Raw genomic sequence first — 18620 nt, forward strand, 5'->3', positions numbered from 1 at the left:
TTATTGCTGGACTTTAGAAAAATCTTACTTCTCAAATCGAAAATCATAAATCCAAAAAAACATATCTTTGTTGAAAATCAAATTTTATGAGCACTTTGCAGACTATTATAGAGCAGGCATGGGAAAACCGAGCGCTGCTGCAAGAAGAAAAAACAACAACAGCAATCCGTGAAGTTATCGAGCTTCTGGATAGCGGCAAGCTTCGTGTTGCCGAACCTATAGAAAACGGTTGGCAGGTTAACGAATGGGTAAAAAAAGCAGTAGTAATGTATTTTCCTATCCAAAAGATGGAAACTCTTGAGGCGGGAATTTTTGAATATCACGACAAGATGCCGTTAAAAAGAGGCTATGCTGAAAAAGGAATCCGCGTTGTTCCTAATGCAGTAGCCCGCCACGGAGCTTATATCTCCAGCGGTGTAATCTTAATGCCAAGCTATGTAAATATTGGTGCTTATGTTGATGAAGGAACTATGGTAGACACTTGGGCAACCGTTGGAAGCTGCGCACAAATAGGAAAGAATGTGCATTTGAGCGGCGGCGTAGGAATCGGCGGTGTTTTAGAACCTTTGCAAGCAGCTCCTGTAATTATTGAAGATGGTGCTTTTATTGGCTCTAGATGTATCGTAGTAGAAGGCGTGCGTGTTGAAACGGAAGCGGTCCTTGGTGCCAATGTCTGCCTGACAGCTTCTACAAAAATTATCGATGTAACTGGTGACGAGCCTGTAGAAATGAAGGGTGTTGTTCCTGCCCGATCAGTTGTGATTCCGGGAAGCTATACTAAAAAATTTGCAGCAGGGGAATTCCAAGTTCCTTGTGCCTTGATTATCGGAAAAAGAAAACCTTCGACCGACTTGAAAACTTCTCTAAACAATGCGTTAAGAGAATACGATGTTGCGGTATAATTTATGAGTTTGGAATTACGAATTCGCATTGTGCTTTCGTAATTCATAATTCGTAATTCATAATTTATGTAACGATGAAAAAGATACTTGTGATTCAGCAGAAAATGATCGGCGATGTTTTGGCCAGTTCAATCCTATGCAATAATTTGAAAGTGGCCTATCCTGATGCGCAGATTGATTATCTGATTTATCCGTTCACGAAACCTGTGGTCGAAAACAATCCGAATATCGATAACCTGATACTTTTCAAGGAAGAATTTCGCAAAAGCAAAAAGGCTTTATTGCAGTTTCTAGTTTCGATCAGGAAGGCAAAATATGATATTGTCATCGATGCTTACGGAAAGCTGGAAAGCAATCTGGTCGTAGGAATGTCTGGCGCCAAAAAGAAAATAGGCTTCCGAAAATCCTATACCAGCTTTTTATATACAGATACTTTTAGAGCGCTTTCTAAACCCAAAACTCCGGCAGGCCTGGCCATAGAAAACCGAATGTTATTGCTGGAACCTTTTTCTTCAAAAATTCCTTTCGATAACCGTCCTAAAATCTTTTTGACAGAAGAAGAAATCAAAAATGGCAAAGAGATATTGACAAAAAACAATATCGATTTTTCAAAGAAAGTCTACATGATTGGAGCCTTGGGCAGCGGTAATAATAAGACGTATCCTTTCCCCTATATGGCAAAAATTCTAGATACGATAGTAGCAAAAACTGACGCTACCCTCCTATTCAATTATATGCCATCACAATCTAAAGAGGCACAACAAATATTCGAGCTGTGCCAACCGGAAACTCAAAAAAATATCAAGATTGATATTGTTCCGGGAAGCATCCGTGAGTTTTTATCGATTACCTATCATTGCAACGCTTTGATTGGCAACGAAGGAGGTGCGGTAAATATGGCGAAAGCACTTTACAAACCGACTTTTACAATTTTTTCTACGTGGATAAAAAAAGAAGCATGGAATGCTTTCGAAGATGGCTCAGATAATGTGTCCGTACATCTAAAAGATTTGAAACCTGAATTGTACGGAAAAAAATCGGCTAAGGAGATGAAAGACCAAGCTATGCAATTGTATGAGGCTTTTATTCCAGAACTGATTATTCCAGAGCTTGAGAGTTATTTAGGAAAAAATTAGTTGGAATCGATTCCGATTGGTGTTTTTACGACCTTGTGTTTCCTTGTGTTTTCGCGGATTGCAAAATTTTTCTTCCAAGTAGCTTCATTTACGTAGCCACGCGCATGATCCAGATGAATGACAATAGCGCTATAGCGGATTTGTTTTGACTTCAACCCTTTATTAAAAAGCCGTTCGCCCAACTCGCGATCCTGTCCGCCATACTGCATTTCTTGGTTGAAGCCGTTAATGGCAACCAAATCATCTTTCCAGCCCGAAGCATTATGTCCGTTCCAAGTCGCTTTTGTAGGCGTAATAAAATTTAAGAATCGAGCCCAGAAACCTGTAGCGGATAATTTTGTGTTCTTGAATGATTTTTTCAAGCCTCGCCCGACAAGCCATTTCACATCAAAACAGTTTTGGTGCAAGATATGATTCTTGGTAATAGCCTGCGAAATATTCATCGGGAGCATAAAGTAGCCTCCTGAAAGAAAATAGCCTCTTTCTCTGTAATGAAGATGGGTTTCTACAAAATCTTTGCGCGGAATACAATCGCCATCGGTAAAAATAAGATAGTCGGAATTAGAAGCAACAATCGCTTTATTTAAGATTTGTGACTTTTGGAAACCGTTGTCTTCTTGCCATACATGGATGAGCGGCATCGAAATCTGAGGTCTCAAAGTATCAAGCAGTTCCTTAGTTTTTGGTTTGGATCCGTCATCGGCAATAATGATTTCAAAATCAAGTTCGGTCTGCACGCTAAATCCCCATATGACTTTTTCAAGCCATTCTTCGGCATTATAGGTACTCATTATTACGGATGCTTTCATAGTCAATTGGTAAGAAATATTATTTCCAGAACAGCAGTCTTTTCTTGATGCGTTTTTTTCTGTAGAACCTGTTTCTGAAAGATTCTGTTTCGGCAATCATCATTTCCAGTATTTCTTCATAAGGCTTTCCATACAGCTTAGCATATTCATCGCTCATCACTTCGACCAGTTCTCTTTTGGGCGTCAGTTTTGAAAGATTCACGATGCGCTGTTTCAAGGTCATCGACTTATGGAACTGCATTCTGTTTAGGTCTACCAAGAAGAAATCGTATTTTCCTTCGGTTCTTTTCTTAATCAATGTATTTCCTGGCGTATGATCTAAAAATTCGATTCCGTTTTCATGCAAGTTGAACGAAAACTGGGTAAATTGACGAAGAATCATTTCATGATCAGGATAATTCAAATCGGTAGTCAGTTCTCTAAATGTCAGATCAGCTTCCAGTTGCTCGCTGATGTAATAGCTGTCATAAAGAACATTTTTAAAATTTTCAAAATAAGCGATTGGCTGCGGGGTACCAATTCCTTTTTCCAAAAGTATGTTTGCAAATTCAAAAGAACGGCGTGCTTTAGAACGCCTGAAGAATTTGTAAGCAACCTGATTGACGAAGTTAGGAATCTTGAAAGATTTCACATTCAGCGTAATACCCTCTATCTCAAAAAGCCTAATCTTATTGCGCTTTCCATCAACAAACAAAATACCTTTAGCCTCAAAATTAGCAATACAGTCTTTTATTGCTTCTTTCTGGTATAAGAATTTTGGATTGTAAACTTCGTGCATCTATGGTTTTCTTATTTTGTTCACAAAAGTAACCATTTTCGATTTTAGAGTTCAAATATTTAATTTAAATTTACAAAAAAATTGCTGAAAAGTAAATTAGAATCTGATAAATGTTTAAACACTATCTTATTACTAGGTTTAATCTGAAAAATCCAGAATGGGACGTTACTAAAAATAACGAAACCTTGCTGACGGATGAATGGATGGAAGACAGAATGTGGCTCTTTGAGAACTTTTGCTTTCCTTCTGTTGCGGCTCAAACCAACAAAAATTTTAATTGGCTTTTATTTTTTGATACTACTACGCCTGAAAAATACAAAAAGGCTATTGCTGACTTGATTTCGAATCATGCAAACATCAAGGCTTTTTATATTAACGGCATGCCTGAATTTTATCCGTCAATTCAACAATTTATTTCTGAAGACTCACAAGGTATTCCTTTTCTGATTACTTCAAGAATTGACAACGACGACTGCATCCACAAAAATTTCATCAACGAAGTACAGCATAAATTCAAGTCGCAGGACTACGAAGCTGTCGATATTATAAAAGGCTATTCGCTTCAAGTAAAGCCTCGTTTTATATTAGGAAAAAAAGAACATATTTTCAATCCGTTCATCAGCCTCATTGAAAAAAATGAAGAACCAAAAACAGTTTGGTTCAACGACCACACGCTTTGGAAGAAAGAAACCAGAATTACCCAGATTACCAACAAACGTTTATGGATGTCAATCATTCACGAAAAAAATAAAGTGAATGAATTTGACGGTTATGATAATGTAAAGTGGACAAATATTAATAAAGATTTCATAGTCTCAGAAAAAATAAATACCTTAATCGAGAGAGAATTGATTCCGCATAAAAATTGGCTGTTTTTGAGCTTAAAAAATCGCCTATATGTAAAACTGGTTCTCTTAAGCAAAAAAGTAAAGAAAGCTTTAGGTATTTATAAAATAAAATAATCTGGATGAAGATATTAAATGTTACAACTATGGTTGGCATGAGAGGCGGTGACTTGCAGATGTACACCGTTTATAAGCTTCTGCAGGAAAAAAATGACTTGAAACAATTTATTCTCTGTCCTCAAAATTCTGATTTAGCAAAAATGTGCGGCATCGAAAAGATGGGCTGCCGTACTTACAAAAAGAACAAATTCCGCTTTTTTAATACCATCAAGGCGATTATCAAAATCTGCAAACAGGAAAATATCGATGTTATCCACGTTCATGATTCTACTGCTCTAACCTATACATTGATTGCTATTAAATTTTTACCGAGCACAATCAAGATAGTCTTAAGCAGAAAGAGAAACAATCGCATCAAGGACAAATTCCTAAACCGATATAAATATTCCCATCCTCGAATCGTAAAAATAATTTCGGTTTCAAAAGCTGTAGAGGCAATTTTTGACCACATCATTCCAGATAAAGGTCGTCTGGTCACCATTTATGATGCTATTGATGTTGCTTCTTTCGCAAATCGAAAAAGCCAAAATCTTCTTCACCAGAAATATGGAATGGACAATGCTACGAAAATTGTCGGAAATATTGCGGGATTATCGAACCAGAAAGACATTTTTACTTTTATCGATACAGCAAAAATCATTCTGGAAACCAAGCCAGAAAGCCTAGCTATTAAATTTGTAATTATCGGAACCGGCGTCTTATGGGATGAACTTCATGAATATACTCGCTCAAAAGGATTGGAAGATTCGTTAATTTTTACCGGCTACCAGAATAACGTTCCGGATTTGCTTCCAGAGTTTGATGTCTTTCTTCTGACTTCTTTAACCGAAGGGCTTCCTTTGACGGTATATGAGGCATTTTCATGCAAAGTCCCAGTTGTCAGTACCGATGCAGGCGGCATCCGCGAAGTGGTTAAAAACAACGAAACGGGGTTTTTGACCGACATAAAAGATTCAAAAACTTTGGCAGAATACACTTTGAAAGTCTTGACAGATAGTGAAGTTGCAAAAAGAATTACCGAAAATGCATTCAGATTAGTGCAAGAAAATCACGATGTCCACGTCATCAAAGAGAACTATTATCAATTTTACAAAAGCCTATAAATTAGTATACAGCTTGTCGAAGTAGAACTCGAAATGTTCTTGAAAATAAAAATCATACGCTTTTTCTCCAATCGGATACACTACCGGAAATTCAGGATTGGCTTCGAGTAATCTTGGCACCTTTAGTCCGTCTGCCAACGCATAAGCAAAAGACTGGTTTCCCAAGAAAAACTTAGACGATTTGATAATCTGTGCCATTTCATAAAAATCTTTTACATCATAGAATTCGAGGTTAGGCACCATTTTTTTCAGCTCTTCATATTCTTCCCTGATTCCGATAAAAAGCAAGTTTTCATATTTAGAAAGAAAACTGTAATCTGCAAAATAGTTCTGGGCTCTTAAGCTTCTTACGATGACAACTTTATCTTTTATGGTGGCATGATCTGCAACTTCCAGATATTTTTGATTTAAGTCGGGCTGGATACCTGCGATATGGAAATACCATCGATGCGATAAGAAACTGAAATCAACCGGAAGATCTCTGAACAAGTCCAAATCAATATCTATTTCTTCGTCTTCCCAAAAAGCGGCATGGCGCAAGTAGTCCTGTTCTTGCAGCAACGGCAAAAATTTAGAAATTATTTTTTTTGAGAGCATCACGTTCCCAGACGGATGCTTATAATATTCAGAAGTCATTGGTTTGTCAGCTCTGATATATAAGGTACAGTTATGGGTTTTCGAAAGCTCTTTGATGACAGGCAAAGAATAGACAATATCGCCCAAATGCCCCGAATGCCTAAAGCTTAAGTTTTTTTGATGTTGAATTTTATGAAGAATACCTTGAATAATAGAACTATAATCACGGTTATATCTTTTTATCCTTTTCTCCTGGTTCAGCTTATTTTTCAAGCTGCGGTATTTCTTCTTGTTGGTGTATTTATACCAATATTTCGCTAAGCCCATGGATTTAAATAATTTTATACGTTTATAATAAAAGAAAGACACAAATGTAAGGAATCGCTATATCATTTTTAATTGCTAATTTTGCCATAAAAAAGCCGCTATGAAAATTTGCTTAATTATCACAACTTACAATTGGCCTGAAGCATTGGAACTATCCTTGCAAAGCATTGTCAGGCAAAAGAAACAGCCGGATGAAGTAATTATTGCTGATGATGGTTCGAGACAAGAAACAAGAGATTTGATTAATTCGTACAAAAGTAAAATCAAAAATCTGAAACACGCTTGGCATGAAGATACTGGCTATCAAAGAGCCAAAATACTGAACAAATCCATCATGATGTCGGAGTCTGATTTTATCATAACAACAGACCAAGACTGCATTTTGGATAAAAATTTCATATTAGATTACAGCCTCCAAGCCGAAGAAGGTTTTTATATTTCGGGATACCGAATAAACCTGAGAGAAAGGCTTACAAAAAGATTGGTCAGAAGAAAAAGACTGCCTAATCTCCATGAAATTTTCGTAGAAACAAAATGGAATGTAAAGCACCAGATAAGAGCTCGATTCATGTGGAACAGAACGAACCGCTATATTTCAGGATCATCCAACGGAACATACGGTTGTAACATGGGATTCTTCAAAAAAGATGTCATGGCCATAAATGGATACAACGAAGATTTTGTCGGCTGGGGACCAGAAGATTCCGAAATGACGCAGCGATTGATGAACAACGGTATTGGCTGGAAAAGAGTCTATTATTCAGCAATTCTGTATCACATGTACCATCCTATCCTCTGCCGAAAAAATGCCGATTTCAACATAATGCTATTAAGAAAGGCTTTTAAAGAAAAAATAATATTTGTACCAAATGGTATTCTAAAAACAGCTTAAAACATGAACGAAGAGGTTCACAAAGCCTACGAAGTTATCAAAGAAGGTGGCATCATTCTATATCCGACAGAAACTGTCTGGGGAATTGGATGTGATGCCACCAATCCTGAAGCCGTAGCAAAAATATATGCCCTAAAACAACGTGAGGAGACAAAATCGATGATCGTGCTGATGAATGGCGAGAAAATGATTTACAATGTTTTCAAGGATATCCCTGAAGTAGCTTGGCAGATTTTAGACTTGTCTGAAAAGCCTACTACGTTAATTTTAGACAATCCAAGAAACATCGCTCCTAATCTCATTGCTCCTGACAAAACACTAGGCATGCGAATCATAAAAGAGCCTTTTTGCTATAAGCTGCTGGAGCGTATGAAAAAACCTCTGGTATCGACTTCGGCTAATATTTCCGGAATGCCAACGCCTGTAAATTTCAAAGAAATCAGCTCTGAGATTATAAAGGGCGTCGACTATGTCGTAAATTTGCAACAGGAAAAGATGACCGGAAAACCTTCGGCTATTATCAAGCTGACAGCTGACAGCCAAGTAAAAGTAATCCGAAAATAATATTCCGTTCCCCGTTTATAGTTTCCAACTCTAAACCCTGAACTTTAAGCATAATTAATGAAAGACAAAACTTCATATAAAGAAGCAGTAGACAGTAAAATATTTCATGTAATCACGCAGGCTTCCAAAGAACTCAACATCGACAGTTATGTCATTGGCGGATTCGTTAGAGATCTGTTACTAAAAAGAAAATTCAAGAAAGATATTGATATTGTTGCCGTTGGAAGCGGTATCGAACTGGCATTGAAAGTTTCAGAGATGCTTCCGAAAAAACCAAAAGTCCAAGTTTTCAAGACCTACGGAACGGCAATGCTTCGTTTTGAAGATACCGAAATCGAGTTTGTCGGTGCTCGCAAAGAATCCTATAATTTCGACAGCAGAAATCCTATTGTTGAAAACGGAACGCTTGAAGATGATCAAAATCGCAGGGATTTCACGATCAATGCATTAGCACTGTCACTCAATGAAGCTAATTTTGGAGAACTTATCGATCCTTTCGACGGCTTGTCTGACTTGGAAACCAAAATCATCAAGACGCCGCTAAATCCGGATATTACTTTTTCTGATGATCCGCTTCGTATGATGCGCGCCATCCGTTTTGCAACACAGCTCAATTTTGACATTGAGGAAGAATCGCTCAAGGCTATCGAAAGGAACAAGGAAAGAATCAAAATCATTTCAGGCGAAAGAATTGTTGATGAACTCAACAAGATTCTGATGACTGATAAACCTTCTCTTGGTTTTTTATTGCTGCACAAAACAAAACTGCTCGACATCATATTGCCAGAATTAACAGCCTTAGAAGGCGTTGACGAATCGGAAGGTCAAACCCATAAAGACAATTTTTACCATACGTTGGAAGTAGTAGACAACATTGCACCAAACACTGAAGATGTATGGCTGCGCTGGTCTGCCCTGCTCCATGATATCGGAAAAGCACCTACGAAACGCCATCACAAAAAAAATGGCTGGTCGTTTCATGGACATGAATTTGTGGGCGGAAAAATGGTCAAGAAATTATTCGAAAGACTTCATATGCCGCTAAACCATAAGATGAAATACGTTTCAAAAATGGTCATGATGAGCTCGCGCCCTATCGTCTTGTCTCAAGATATTGTGACCGATTCGGCCGTACGCAGGCTTGTTTTTGACGCTGGTGAAGACATTGAAGACTTAATGACTTTGTGCGAAGCCGATATCACGACAAAAAACCCGAATAAATTCAAGAAATACCATAATAATTTCAAGATTGTACGTCAAAAGATTGTAGAAGTTGAAGAACGCGACCATATCCGCCAATTCCAATCTCCTATTTCTGGCGAAGAAATCATGGAAACATTTGGCCTAAAACCAGGGCGAGAAATAGGCATCCTCAAAGAAGCCATCAAAGAAGCTATCTTAGAAGGAGAAATTCCTAATGAATATAAGCCAGCTTATGAATTCATGCTGAAAAGAGCTGCAAAGCTAGGGTTACAAAAAACAACAAAATAGCGCTATCCTAAAATACGCAATCCAATAAACAAAAGATGAAAAAACATTTCCCCTCCATTACCAAAACCGCATTAGTCTTAGTCTATTTGGTAATTATTGCAGGCGCCTTGGTCCGAATGACCGGTTCCGGAATGGGCTGCCCCGATTGGCCAAAATGCTTCGGTTATTATATCCCTCCGACAGATATCTCAGAACTGACATGGTCTCCGGGCCGTGAATTTGAAAAAGGACAAGTAATTATCAGAGGTGAAAAACTACTGGTTGCCCAAGACAATTTCAAATCGGGAAGCGAATTCGATGAAAATCATTGGCAAGTCTATACAAAACACGATTACGCACTCTTTAACCCGACGCATACTTGGGTAGAATATATCAACCGTTTGGTCGGAGCTTTGGCAGGATTCGCCTGTTTTGTCATGGCTATTTTTTCTTTCAGCCTTTGGAAAGACAATAAAAAAATCACTCTGCTTTCATGGCTTGTGGTCTTCTTGATGGGCTTTCAAGGCTGGCTAGGTGCAACGGTAGTGTATTCTGTACTCAATCCTGTAAAAATTACGATCCACATGGTGATGGCACTGCTCATTGTCTGTGTTATATTGTATATCTTAAATTTGGCCAAGCCAAAAGCTACCTCATTGAAATTTGACAAAGTGTTTGACAGCGTCCTGATTATTTCACTGATCCTAACTCTGACGCAAATAATATTAGGTACACAAGTACGCCAATTCGTAGACGAGCAAGTAAAAAGTTATGGCTATGATGCCATGCATAAAATTCTTGAAGATCCGATTATCGGGTTTTATTTCCACAGGACTTTTTCCTTTATAGTTCTGCTGATTAACGTAATTCTGATTACGCAAAATAATAAATTAAAGTTAGGCTTCAAAAAAATGAATTGGGTAATGTGGCTGCTGGCTATTGAAATTTTTTCAGGAATTTTGATGTATTGGTACGATTTCCCTTTCGGTTCTCAATCCGTTCATCTTGTCATCGCCTCGCTTTTGTTCGGAACGCAATTTTATCTAATTTTAGAAAGCAAAAACAGAGAAATAAAATAAACATGAAGCAATCCTTTTACGTTATTTGCAGTTGTCTTTTGGTGACGACATTGGCTTTCGGCCAAAAGAAAAGTTCTATTTCAGATAAAGATTTGGTTACAATCTGCAAAACTTGGGGATTGCTGAAATATTACGATCCTATTGTTTCCAACGGAAAAATAGATGCTGATTCCTTATTGATAACGGCTTTAGATCAAAAACTGCCAGCCGAAAAAACGATAGCAGTTTGGATGGATTTTTTGAAAAGCAAAACTGCTGTAAAAACTTCGGAGTTGATTTCTTGCAAAGACCAAGACAACAGAAACGTTTCTACAGCATGGATCCAAAAAGATAAAAATCTTAGTGTTGCACAAAAAAATTATCTTTCAGGCTTAGTCTCGTCCAATCAAATTCCTGGAGGCTACTATTGCCAAAAGGCAGATAACATCCGTTATAATGGCCAGAACGAAAAAGAATACAAAGAAAAAGCACTGGAAGAAAATTACCGCATCCTCAACTTATTCAGAGCTTGGAATGTTATTGAATATTTCTATCCGTACAAATATGGGATTTCCAAAGATTGGGACGCCGTCTTGAAAGAATTTATTCCTTTGGTTAAAAACGCGACAGATAAGCTTTCTTATAAAAAGACAATGATGGCTTTTTCGGGTGCTATCGAAGATACGCATTCGAGAATCGAACCAAAAAAATACACCGAAATTTTCGGAAATTACGGTGCGCCTTTTACGTATCAGATTGCCGAAAATAAAATTGTAGTTACAAAACCAGTAAATGTCGAAACCTGCCAAGCTTTAGGCATCGAATATGGCGATGTAATCGAAACAGTTAATGGTGAATCGATTGATAAAATTATCCAACGTAATTCAAAATATATTTCGGCTTCAAACAATTCCGTAAAACTTAGGGATTCTTACCATTATATGTTTTCTGGTGAAAAAGGAAGCGGTTTTACCATCAAAGGTTATGACAAAAACAAAAAACCGTTTGAAAAGAAGATAGAAAGAATCGACAGAAGTAGTGGCGTTTGGTTTGAAGACGGACTTCCAGATAACAATTTATTACGTTATGATGAAGTCGCACAGAAAGCAATCTATTCGGTCATAAACAAAGACAATGTAGGCTTTATAGACTTTTCTTTACTTGAAACTTCTGAGATTGATAGCATCATGAAAGCCATGAAAAACACTAAGGGAATTGTTTTTGACCTAAGAGGATATAATCCAAACGGTGGCGTCATAAAAACTTTCAACTATCTTTTTCCCGAACCAAAATGGTTTGGTATTGTGACCAAGCCTGATTTCGGCAAGCCTGGAAGATTTTGCTGGCAAGACTATATCATTACAGAAGATTACAAATATATAGGCAAGACAAATCCTGATTATTATAAAGGAAAAATCGTCATTCTTGTAAATGAAAATACACAAAGTCTTTCTGAAATGTGGTCGATGATTTTCCAAATGGCTCCTAATATTACAATCGTAGGAAGCCAGACTTCTGGTGCTGATGGAAATGAGACTCCAATTCCATTGGTGAACGGCGAAAAGATGATTTTTTCTGGTGTCGGAATTTTTTATACAGATAAAAAAGAAACGCAACGAATCGGAATTGTTCCTGATGTTGTAGTCAAACCGACCATTTCTGATTTGCAGAATAAAATCGATCCGCTTATCAACAAAGGCTTTGAAGTCATCCTGAAAAAATAAAGATGTAACTCTTTACAGAAATGATGTAATACCTTTTTGATGTGATACAAGTAACTTTACAATACTATTAATCGCAAAACAAAGTGTATGCCGAATTCAAGAGAAATTAAAGGAAACTGGAACGAGCTTAAAGGAAAACTTAAGCAAAAATTTGCCGAACTCACAGACGACGATTTGTTGTATGAAGAAGGAAAAGAAGACGAAATGTGGGGCAAGCTTCAAAAAAAGCTAGGCAAGACTGAAAAAGAAATCAAATCATTATTTGATTAATACGAATCCATTTTTTTTGACCCTTGCAGCCGAAAGTGATTTCATCTAATTCATGTTCATGAATTCAAAATAATCAAATGCTGCTGCAAAATTTAGATTAAGATGCATTCAAGACTGTTTCATCAGCCCGATCAATTTGATTGGCTTTTGAAACAGTTTTTTTTATCCTATCCAGCTTTTAAAATCGTTGACACGCTCCCGGCTCACAATCACCTCATCTTCTTTATAGGTTGGCAGTATGAGTTTTAGCCTGGAATTACTGTACACTACAATATCTTTTATCGTTTTCATCGGAACGATGAATTTCCGGCTCACACGAAAGAAATCTTTCGGGTCCAATTCTGTTTCCAGCTGCTCTAAAGTTCCTTCCAAAAGATAGTCACGATTGTCGATGGTATGCAGGTAAGTGCCTTTATTTTCGCTATAAAAACATTCAACTTCTTCAATATTGATCATTTTCAGATGCTGTCCTGTTTTGATGGTAAAACGCTTCTTATAGCTTTTTACATCCGGACTAACCAGCATCTTCTTTATCATTTCCAAATCAAGCGACATGGGTTCTGACTTTGGCTGGCGTGCCTTAAATTTATTTATAGCAATCTCAAGATCTTCTTCATCTATCGGCTTTAAAAGATAATCGATGCTGTTCAACTTAAAAGCTTTCAAGGCATATTCATCATAGGCTGTCGTAAAAATAATAGCACTCTTGATGTCGATGACGTCAAAAATCTCAAAAGACAGGCCGTCAGAAAGCTGAATATCCAAAAATATCAAATCCGGATGCGGATTATTCTGAAACCAATTAATCGCTTCTTCCACAGAATGCAGCATGGTATCCGTTTCTATGGCTAATTTCTGTAGCTTTCGCTGTAACAATCTTGCAGAAGGCTTTTCGTCTTCAATAATTATGGTCGTCATCTTTGGTTGATCGTTTAAAGTTTAAGGGAAAAATAATTCATAATTACAAAACTATTCCCATTTAGCCGTTTTTTCTTTTTCCATGATTTCATTAATTTTCTTTTCTTCCCAGTTTTGTCCCCAAAAGGCATTTCTTCCAAAGACTCCCGCGGCATTAAAAGCCAGTCCGATACCCCAGAAAAAAGCTACTGAAAAATTAGAAAATTCAAAAAATTCTTCGCCTGGCTTGAGATTAAAATAGGCTCTCGAAATTAAAAATAGATTGACCAAGATGTATGCAATCAAATGTTTATAAAAACCCGAAATTGCTTTTACGCGTTTTTGCGCTCTTTCTAGCTTTTGTTGCTCTATGGCTGTCAGATTTTCCATTTTATTTATATTTTTGATTATAATAATGTTGTTTTTGCTTTTCTTCTTCCATAAACTGCTTCAGCTTTTTTTCCTCCCAGTTTCTTCCTAAAAATGGATTGTAACCGAAAGCTGCCATTCCGTGACATAAAAGTCCTGTTCCCCAGCCTAACATCGAAAACCAAAACCAGTGAAATTGAGGAACAAAAACCAAATTAATCACAATTAAAATCGGTATAACGACGCAGTAGCACGTAAGGTTAAAATAGAAGGATCTGATTTCCTTGGCCTTTTTTTTGGCTTTATCATACGCCATTTTTTCAGAATCAAAATTTTCCATGATTTCCAACTTAAATTACTGCCATTTATCCGACTTATCCTTTTCCATCAGTTCCCTGATTTTCTTTTCTTCCCAATCCCTTCCTAAGAACGGCATGTAGTTAAAAACCGACATTCCGTGAACGGCCACTCCGATTCCCCAGCCAATTGCTGGATAAAGAAACCACAGGTGGCTTGGAGAACTGATCAGGTTTAAGATGGCCAATCCGGTAATAACGACAATATAGGAGGTAAGGTTGCCATAAAATCCTTTGATATCCTCTATTCTTTTTTGAGCCTTGAGATACATGCTTTCTTGTGTATTATAATTTGTTTCCATAATTGCTATTTGTTTGGTGAGCATCGGCAATTCAACTTTAAAATGTTTTTCTGTCTGCTCAATTCTTACTTTTCTATTGGTTATGATGGAATAGCGGTCGACAATATTTTGCAATCCTACTCCTTTTCTGTCTTGTAATACTTCCTTTTTTTGGTAATCGTTTTCGATAATCAGATAATCATCTTTTTCATAAATCCGGATATGAAGCGGCTTCATTTCGCTGGCAATATTGTGCTTGACCGTATTTTCGAGAATCAGCTGTAATGACAAGGGAACTACTTTTGCATCAGGATTATTTAAAGTTTCTGGCAATTCATAAAAAACGCTATTTTCGAATCGCATTTTTAGAAGATTCATATAGGTTTTTGCAAATGAAAGTTCTTCTTCTACACTTACTAATTCTTTGTCTTTTTGTTCTAAAACATATCGGTAGATTTTAGAAAGCGACGTGGTGAATTTCTGCGCATTATCCGGATTTTCTTCAATAAGCGATGTCAGTACATTCAAGCTGTTAAAAAGAAAATGGGGGTCGATCTGGTTTTTAAGCGTCTCGAATTTTGCCGAAGCCGTTCCTGCAATAATCTTTTGCTCCTTGACTTTATTTTCCTGTGATTTCTTATAAAAATAAATCAGGTGGAAAAATAAGGTCACAATCATCGTTATAATCAGGCAGACGACATAAAACCTAAAATTTTCTTTTTCTAAAAATTCAGAATAAGTACGATTGTTTATGACCAACGCTATGATCATCCTTACGATAAAAATACCTACAAGTGTCAATACAATGCTCCCAAGAATGCTGATAGCTATCCTGTACTTTTTATATTTTCCCCAAACAATTTCGTTGTTCAGGTAGTCAAAATATGTAGAGTTTATAAAAGTTAGTACAATTCCATAAAGCGAGTAATAGCCCATTTCTTTGAATAACGAAGCATTCACGATAAAATCCCTTCCAAACATAGCTTCGATCACGAACATGATTGCCATGATTGCCAAGCTGACAATAACGCCTGTTATGATTGTCTTAAAAATGTATCGGATTATTTCTCGCATGTGGAATAGTATTATTGCTTAGTATTGTAGCTTATTTTTTATTGCACTCTTTTTGTGCTTCAAGCGCTCTGTCCAATCCCCAATTTGGGTGAAAAGGCGTTTCCGGTTTAAATTTAGCAAAAAGTTCTATTGCTTTGTCAATCTGTGCACACATTGGCTTCGTGTCGTTTCCGAAATATCTAGCGCCTCCGATTTCAAATTCGGCTTTTGAAAACAATGCTCTTGGGTTTTCTGGCGCAATTTTAAGTGCCTTGTCATAAATTTCAATTGTTTTTGCCGAAAGCTTCATTCCGTTGGTCATCGGGTCGGCAACAATCCAGGCCGTGTTGATCATCGCTTGCATTACTAGCAGTTCAGGATTTTCCGGATTTTTGTCCAATTCCGTATTTAATGCCTCTTGCGCTTTTCCTAATAATGCTACAATCTGGTTTTTGTCTTGGGTCTGGAAAGCCGTCGTCGTATTAACCAAAGCTACATAATAATTAGGAAGCCAGTTGTTTTTTTCAGCTGAAGCGATTCTTTCAAACAAAGCCGAAGCTTCTGTAGTTTTTCCTTCGCCCCAAAGCGCAAATGCTTTTTGCATTCCTTGTTCATATTGTGTTTGTGCGCCAGCTAGCGTAGTGATAAAAAAAGCGATGGTAAGAATAAATTTTGTCATGATCGTGATGTTTTTAAGTTGATACTATTTTGATGATTAAAACTCTTTGTTGTTTCTGATACAAATTTGCTTCAGAATCTGCTCTTATAAAAAAGAGACTTTCTGAACTGTCGATTTTTGAGGATGAATTGTTTTTTTGGAGGTGCTAAGGTTCTGAGAAGCTAAGTTTGAATTGTCTTCGCAAACCCTTAGTACCTCAAAACCTTAGTATCTTAGCACCTTTTTAAAGATTCTTCAACTGATTCTCCTTCTTATTCTCGCTTATCGTCCAAAAGAAGCCTACAAAGAAGAAGCGGTCGGCTGGCTGTCTGATAGCTTGGCGTTGGAATTCGCCATTCATATTTGGATTATCCGCATACTGATAGCCAAAGACATTGTCCGTACCTAGCACGTTGGAAACAGAGAAGTAAAGGATCTTTTGCTGTGAAACCAAGTAAGCCCAGCTAAAACTTAAATTGTTATACGCTTTTGTCTTGCCGTTCATGAAAACCGATTCATTAGGATTGTTGTAAGGTCTTCCTGAATTAAAGCTGTTCGTAAAACCGACTTGAGACCTCAAATCGCTGATCCAATATTTGGTTACGATAGACAACGAATGGTCGGCCACAAAACTTGGAGTTACCTGTTTCGGATAATTTTTATAGTCTCTTTCTGTATCGATATACGAATACGAAATCCAATATTCCAAGTTCTTAAAAGAATTGTTGTCTCTCCAGAACAAATCAATTCCTTTTGCGAAACCTTTTCCGTTGTTATTGAACTGCGAATCGAATTGAGAAATCTCTGTATCATATTTTACCAAATCTCTATATTGCTTGAAATAGGCTTCAGCTCGGAATGTTTTTCCTGTCTTATTGTATTGGAAGTTCAAAATATAATGTGCTGTCTTTTCGCTTTCAAATTGGCTGGAATATTTCAAGTATTCTTGCCTTGGCGACTGCACGAAATCTCCATAAGCGAGAGAAAACTGTCCGTTTTTGCTCACCTTATAAGCTAGTGAAAGTCTTGGCGAAAGATTTGATTCTTGCAATAAATCAGAATGAGAGAATCGGAAACCGGCTTTTGCAGCAAAGTTTTTCGAAAAAAAGATATCTGTTTCAGCATACGCCGCGGCAATATTATTGTCGTATCCAGAAGAAAAAGCATCTCCTGCATTTTCTTTAAAATCCTCATCAAATTTTGTCGTGAAATAATCGGCTCCTGCAGTAACTCTTACGCGTTCAGAAAGATTTTTTCCTATTTTTATTTTCATGTGAGTTGCATGTTCTGCATTCTTTACGTCGTCCAAACCAATACCAATCTTGTTATGCGAATAGCCATAGCTGATTCCTGTCGTAAGCTGATAATTGCTTCCAAAATAACCTTTATACGAAGAATTGAGGTAAAGATTATTATTTCGTACGTCTACTCGAATTTTCTCAGGCTGGTTGATGTTCTCTTGATTTAGGTCGAAATCTGCAGCATCAAAAGCTATATACGTTTTCAACAAACCGCTATTAAACTGATACCTGTAAACCATTTCGCCAGAAATAGATTGATAAGCCCTGTTCCAATCCACTGCTTGAGGGATAGCTACCTGATAAGGCGCCAGATTCACGTAAGAAGTATTCACGCTCAAAGAACTTTTTTCCCACTTCTGCGTATTGCCTATTCCCAAACCGACAGACATTAAAGAAATATCCGTCTTTTCATTATCTGGCTCGTCAATCGTATTCAGCAACAGAACGCTTGAAAGTGCTTCTCCGTATTCTGCACTATAACCTCCCGTTGAAAAAGCAATACCACTGAAAAGAAAAGGTGAAAACCTTCCGCGAGTTGGCAGGTTGTTTGTCGTCGCTCCATACGGTTGCGAAACACGAAGTCCGTCTACATACGTCTGTGCTTCATCAGCCTCTCCTCCTCTTACAAAAAGTCGCCCGTCTTCACCGACAGTCTGCGTTCCTGGCAACGTAAGAAGCGCTCCAATAATGTCGCCAGAAGCTCCGGCAGTTGTTACGATATCCATCGGCTTCAATACTGATACTCTTGCTTTGTCGCCCGATTCAAAAGTTCCCGCCGTGATTACGACTGCATCGAGTGTATTGACCGATTCTTTTAATTTTACCGTCCTGCCTTTAAAATCTTCAACAGCAATTTCTTGATTCAAAGTTTCGTAAGTCAAAAACGTAACGACAAGATTTTGTTTTCCTGCTGCTGTCGTTTGGAAACTGAAATTTCCTTGTTCATCAGAAGAATCTCCATCATACGTTCCTTCTATAAAAATATTGGCTCCTGCAATGGGATGCCCTTTTTCATCTGTAACTTTTCCAGAAATAGTCTGTTGCGCAAAAGCAGCAATCGAAAAAGCAAGAAATAAAAATGTAAAGATAGTTTTCATGGTCTGTTAGTTTTGATGAGGCAAAGTTGCATTC

At 37.4% G+C, this 18620-nt stretch carries 19 protein-coding genes; 10 read left to right on the forward strand and 9 right to left on the reverse strand.

The window, feature by feature from the left end:
• The first annotated feature begins 86 nt into the window (after positions 1-86).
• Entirely contained in the window at positions 87-902 is an 816-nt protein-coding gene (locus GGR22_RS02180) for a 2,3,4,5-tetrahydropyridine-2,6-dicarboxylate N-succinyltransferase (RefSeq protein ID WP_121374769.1), read from the forward strand.
• 74 nt (positions 903-976) lie between these two features.
• On the forward strand, positions 977-2038 hold the full coding sequence (locus tag GGR22_RS02185) for a glycosyltransferase family 9 protein (RefSeq protein ID WP_246336907.1): 1062 nt from the start codon (positions 977-979) through the stop codon (positions 2036-2038).
• Here the strand turns inward: GGR22_RS02185 and GGR22_RS02190 are convergent.
• Both GGR22_RS02190 and GGR22_RS02195 read right to left on the reverse strand, forming a co-directional pair.
• Positions 2035-2847: a glycosyltransferase family 2 protein gene (locus GGR22_RS02190; protein WP_182492387.1), complete on the reverse strand. Its 813-nt coding sequence runs from the start codon at positions 2845-2847 to the stop codon at positions 2035-2037. The two genes, GGR22_RS02185 and GGR22_RS02190, sit on opposite strands and share 4 nt — an antisense overlap.
• Before the next feature lie 19 nt (positions 2848-2866).
• Positions 2867-3625, reverse strand: a complete 759-nt coding sequence (locus tag GGR22_RS02195) for a lipopolysaccharide kinase InaA family protein (RefSeq protein ID WP_182492388.1) — start codon at positions 3623-3625, stop codon at positions 2867-2869.
• Between the two features lie 110 nt (positions 3626-3735).
• On the opposite strand from GGR22_RS02195, the gene GGR22_RS02200 reads away from it, so the two are divergent.
• On the forward strand, positions 3736-4587 hold the full coding sequence (locus GGR22_RS02200; protein WP_182492389.1) for a glycosyltransferase: 852 nt from the start codon (positions 3736-3738) through the stop codon (positions 4585-4587).
• Positions 4588-4592: 5 nt separating this feature from the next.
• Positions 4593-5693 (forward strand): glycosyltransferase family 4 protein, encoded by a 1101-nt coding sequence (locus GGR22_RS02205; RefSeq protein ID WP_182492390.1) that lies wholly within the window; start codon positions 4593-4595, stop codon positions 5691-5693.
• Here GGR22_RS02205 and GGR22_RS02210 read toward each other — a convergent pair.
• Complete coding sequence (locus GGR22_RS02210; RefSeq protein ID WP_182492391.1) at positions 5688-6596, reverse strand: hypothetical protein; 909 nt, start codon at positions 6594-6596, stop codon at positions 5688-5690. The two genes, GGR22_RS02205 and GGR22_RS02210, sit on opposite strands and share 6 nt — an antisense overlap.
• Before the next feature lie 100 nt (positions 6597-6696).
• Between GGR22_RS02210 and GGR22_RS02215 the strand changes: the two genes are divergently transcribed.
• The 6 genes from GGR22_RS02215 to GGR22_RS02240 all read left to right on the forward strand — a co-directional run bounded on the left by GGR22_RS02215 (position 6697) and on the right by GGR22_RS02240 (position 12574).
• Complete coding sequence (locus tag GGR22_RS02215) at positions 6697-7488, forward strand: glycosyltransferase family 2 protein (protein ID WP_121374775.1); 792 nt, start codon at positions 6697-6699, stop codon at positions 7486-7488.
• Between the two features lie 3 nt (positions 7489-7491).
• Positions 7492-8052: an L-threonylcarbamoyladenylate synthase gene (locus tag GGR22_RS02220; RefSeq protein ID WP_182492392.1), complete on the forward strand. Its 561-nt coding sequence runs from the start codon at positions 7492-7494 to the stop codon at positions 8050-8052.
• Positions 8053-8109: 57 nt separating this feature from the next.
• On the forward strand, positions 8110-9543 hold the full coding sequence (locus GGR22_RS02225; RefSeq protein WP_182492393.1) for a CCA tRNA nucleotidyltransferase: 1434 nt from the start codon (positions 8110-8112) through the stop codon (positions 9541-9543).
• A gap of 35 nt (positions 9544-9578) precedes the next feature.
• A complete protein-coding gene (locus GGR22_RS02230; protein WP_182492394.1) occupies positions 9579-10601 on the forward strand; it encodes a COX15/CtaA family protein in 1023 nt (340 codons plus the stop codon).
• 2 nt (positions 10602-10603) lie between these two features.
• A complete protein-coding gene (locus tag GGR22_RS02235) occupies positions 10604-12304 on the forward strand; it encodes a S41 family peptidase (RefSeq protein ID WP_182492395.1) in 1701 nt (566 codons plus the stop codon).
• A gap of 87 nt (positions 12305-12391) precedes the next feature.
• Entirely contained in the window at positions 12392-12574 is a 183-nt protein-coding gene (locus tag GGR22_RS02240) for a CsbD family protein (RefSeq protein WP_121374780.1), read from the forward strand.
• 162 nt (positions 12575-12736) lie between these two features.
• Here GGR22_RS02240 and GGR22_RS02245 read toward each other — a convergent pair whose 3' ends face one another.
• The 6 genes from GGR22_RS02245 to GGR22_RS02270 form a co-directional block, all read right to left on the reverse strand.
• Entirely contained in the window at positions 12737-13492 is a 756-nt protein-coding gene (locus GGR22_RS02245; RefSeq protein WP_182492396.1) for a LytR/AlgR family response regulator transcription factor, read from the reverse strand.
• Between the two features lie 51 nt (positions 13493-13543).
• The gene (locus GGR22_RS02250; RefSeq protein WP_121374782.1) at positions 13544-13861 is read right to left on the reverse strand and encodes a 2TM domain-containing protein; all 318 of its coding nucleotides are present in this window, start codon (positions 13859-13861) and stop codon (positions 13544-13546) included.
• Position 13862: 1 nt separating this feature from the next.
• Positions 13863-14180 (reverse strand): 2TM domain-containing protein, encoded by a 318-nt coding sequence (locus tag GGR22_RS02255; RefSeq protein ID WP_121374783.1) that lies wholly within the window; start codon positions 14178-14180, stop codon positions 13863-13865.
• A gap of 15 nt (positions 14181-14195) precedes the next feature.
• A complete protein-coding gene (locus GGR22_RS02260; protein WP_246336908.1) occupies positions 14196-15551 on the reverse strand; it encodes a 2TM domain-containing protein in 1356 nt (451 codons plus the stop codon).
• A 31-nt stretch (positions 15552-15582) separates the two neighbouring features.
• Positions 15583-16209: a tetratricopeptide repeat protein gene (locus GGR22_RS02265; RefSeq protein ID WP_182492397.1), complete on the reverse strand. Its 627-nt coding sequence runs from the start codon at positions 16207-16209 to the stop codon at positions 15583-15585.
• A gap of 223 nt (positions 16210-16432) precedes the next feature.
• Positions 16433-18586 carry a TonB-dependent receptor gene (locus tag GGR22_RS02270; protein ID WP_182492398.1) on the reverse strand — a complete coding sequence of 718 codons (2154 nt, stop codon included), beginning with the start codon at positions 18584-18586 and terminating at the stop codon, positions 16433-16435.
• Positions 18587-18620 lie beyond the last annotated feature (34 nt).

It is taken from the genome of Flavobacterium gossypii (assembly GCF_014138495.1).
GTDB classification, from domain to species: domain Bacteria; phylum Bacteroidota; class Bacteroidia; order Flavobacteriales; family Flavobacteriaceae; genus Flavobacterium; species Flavobacterium endophyticum.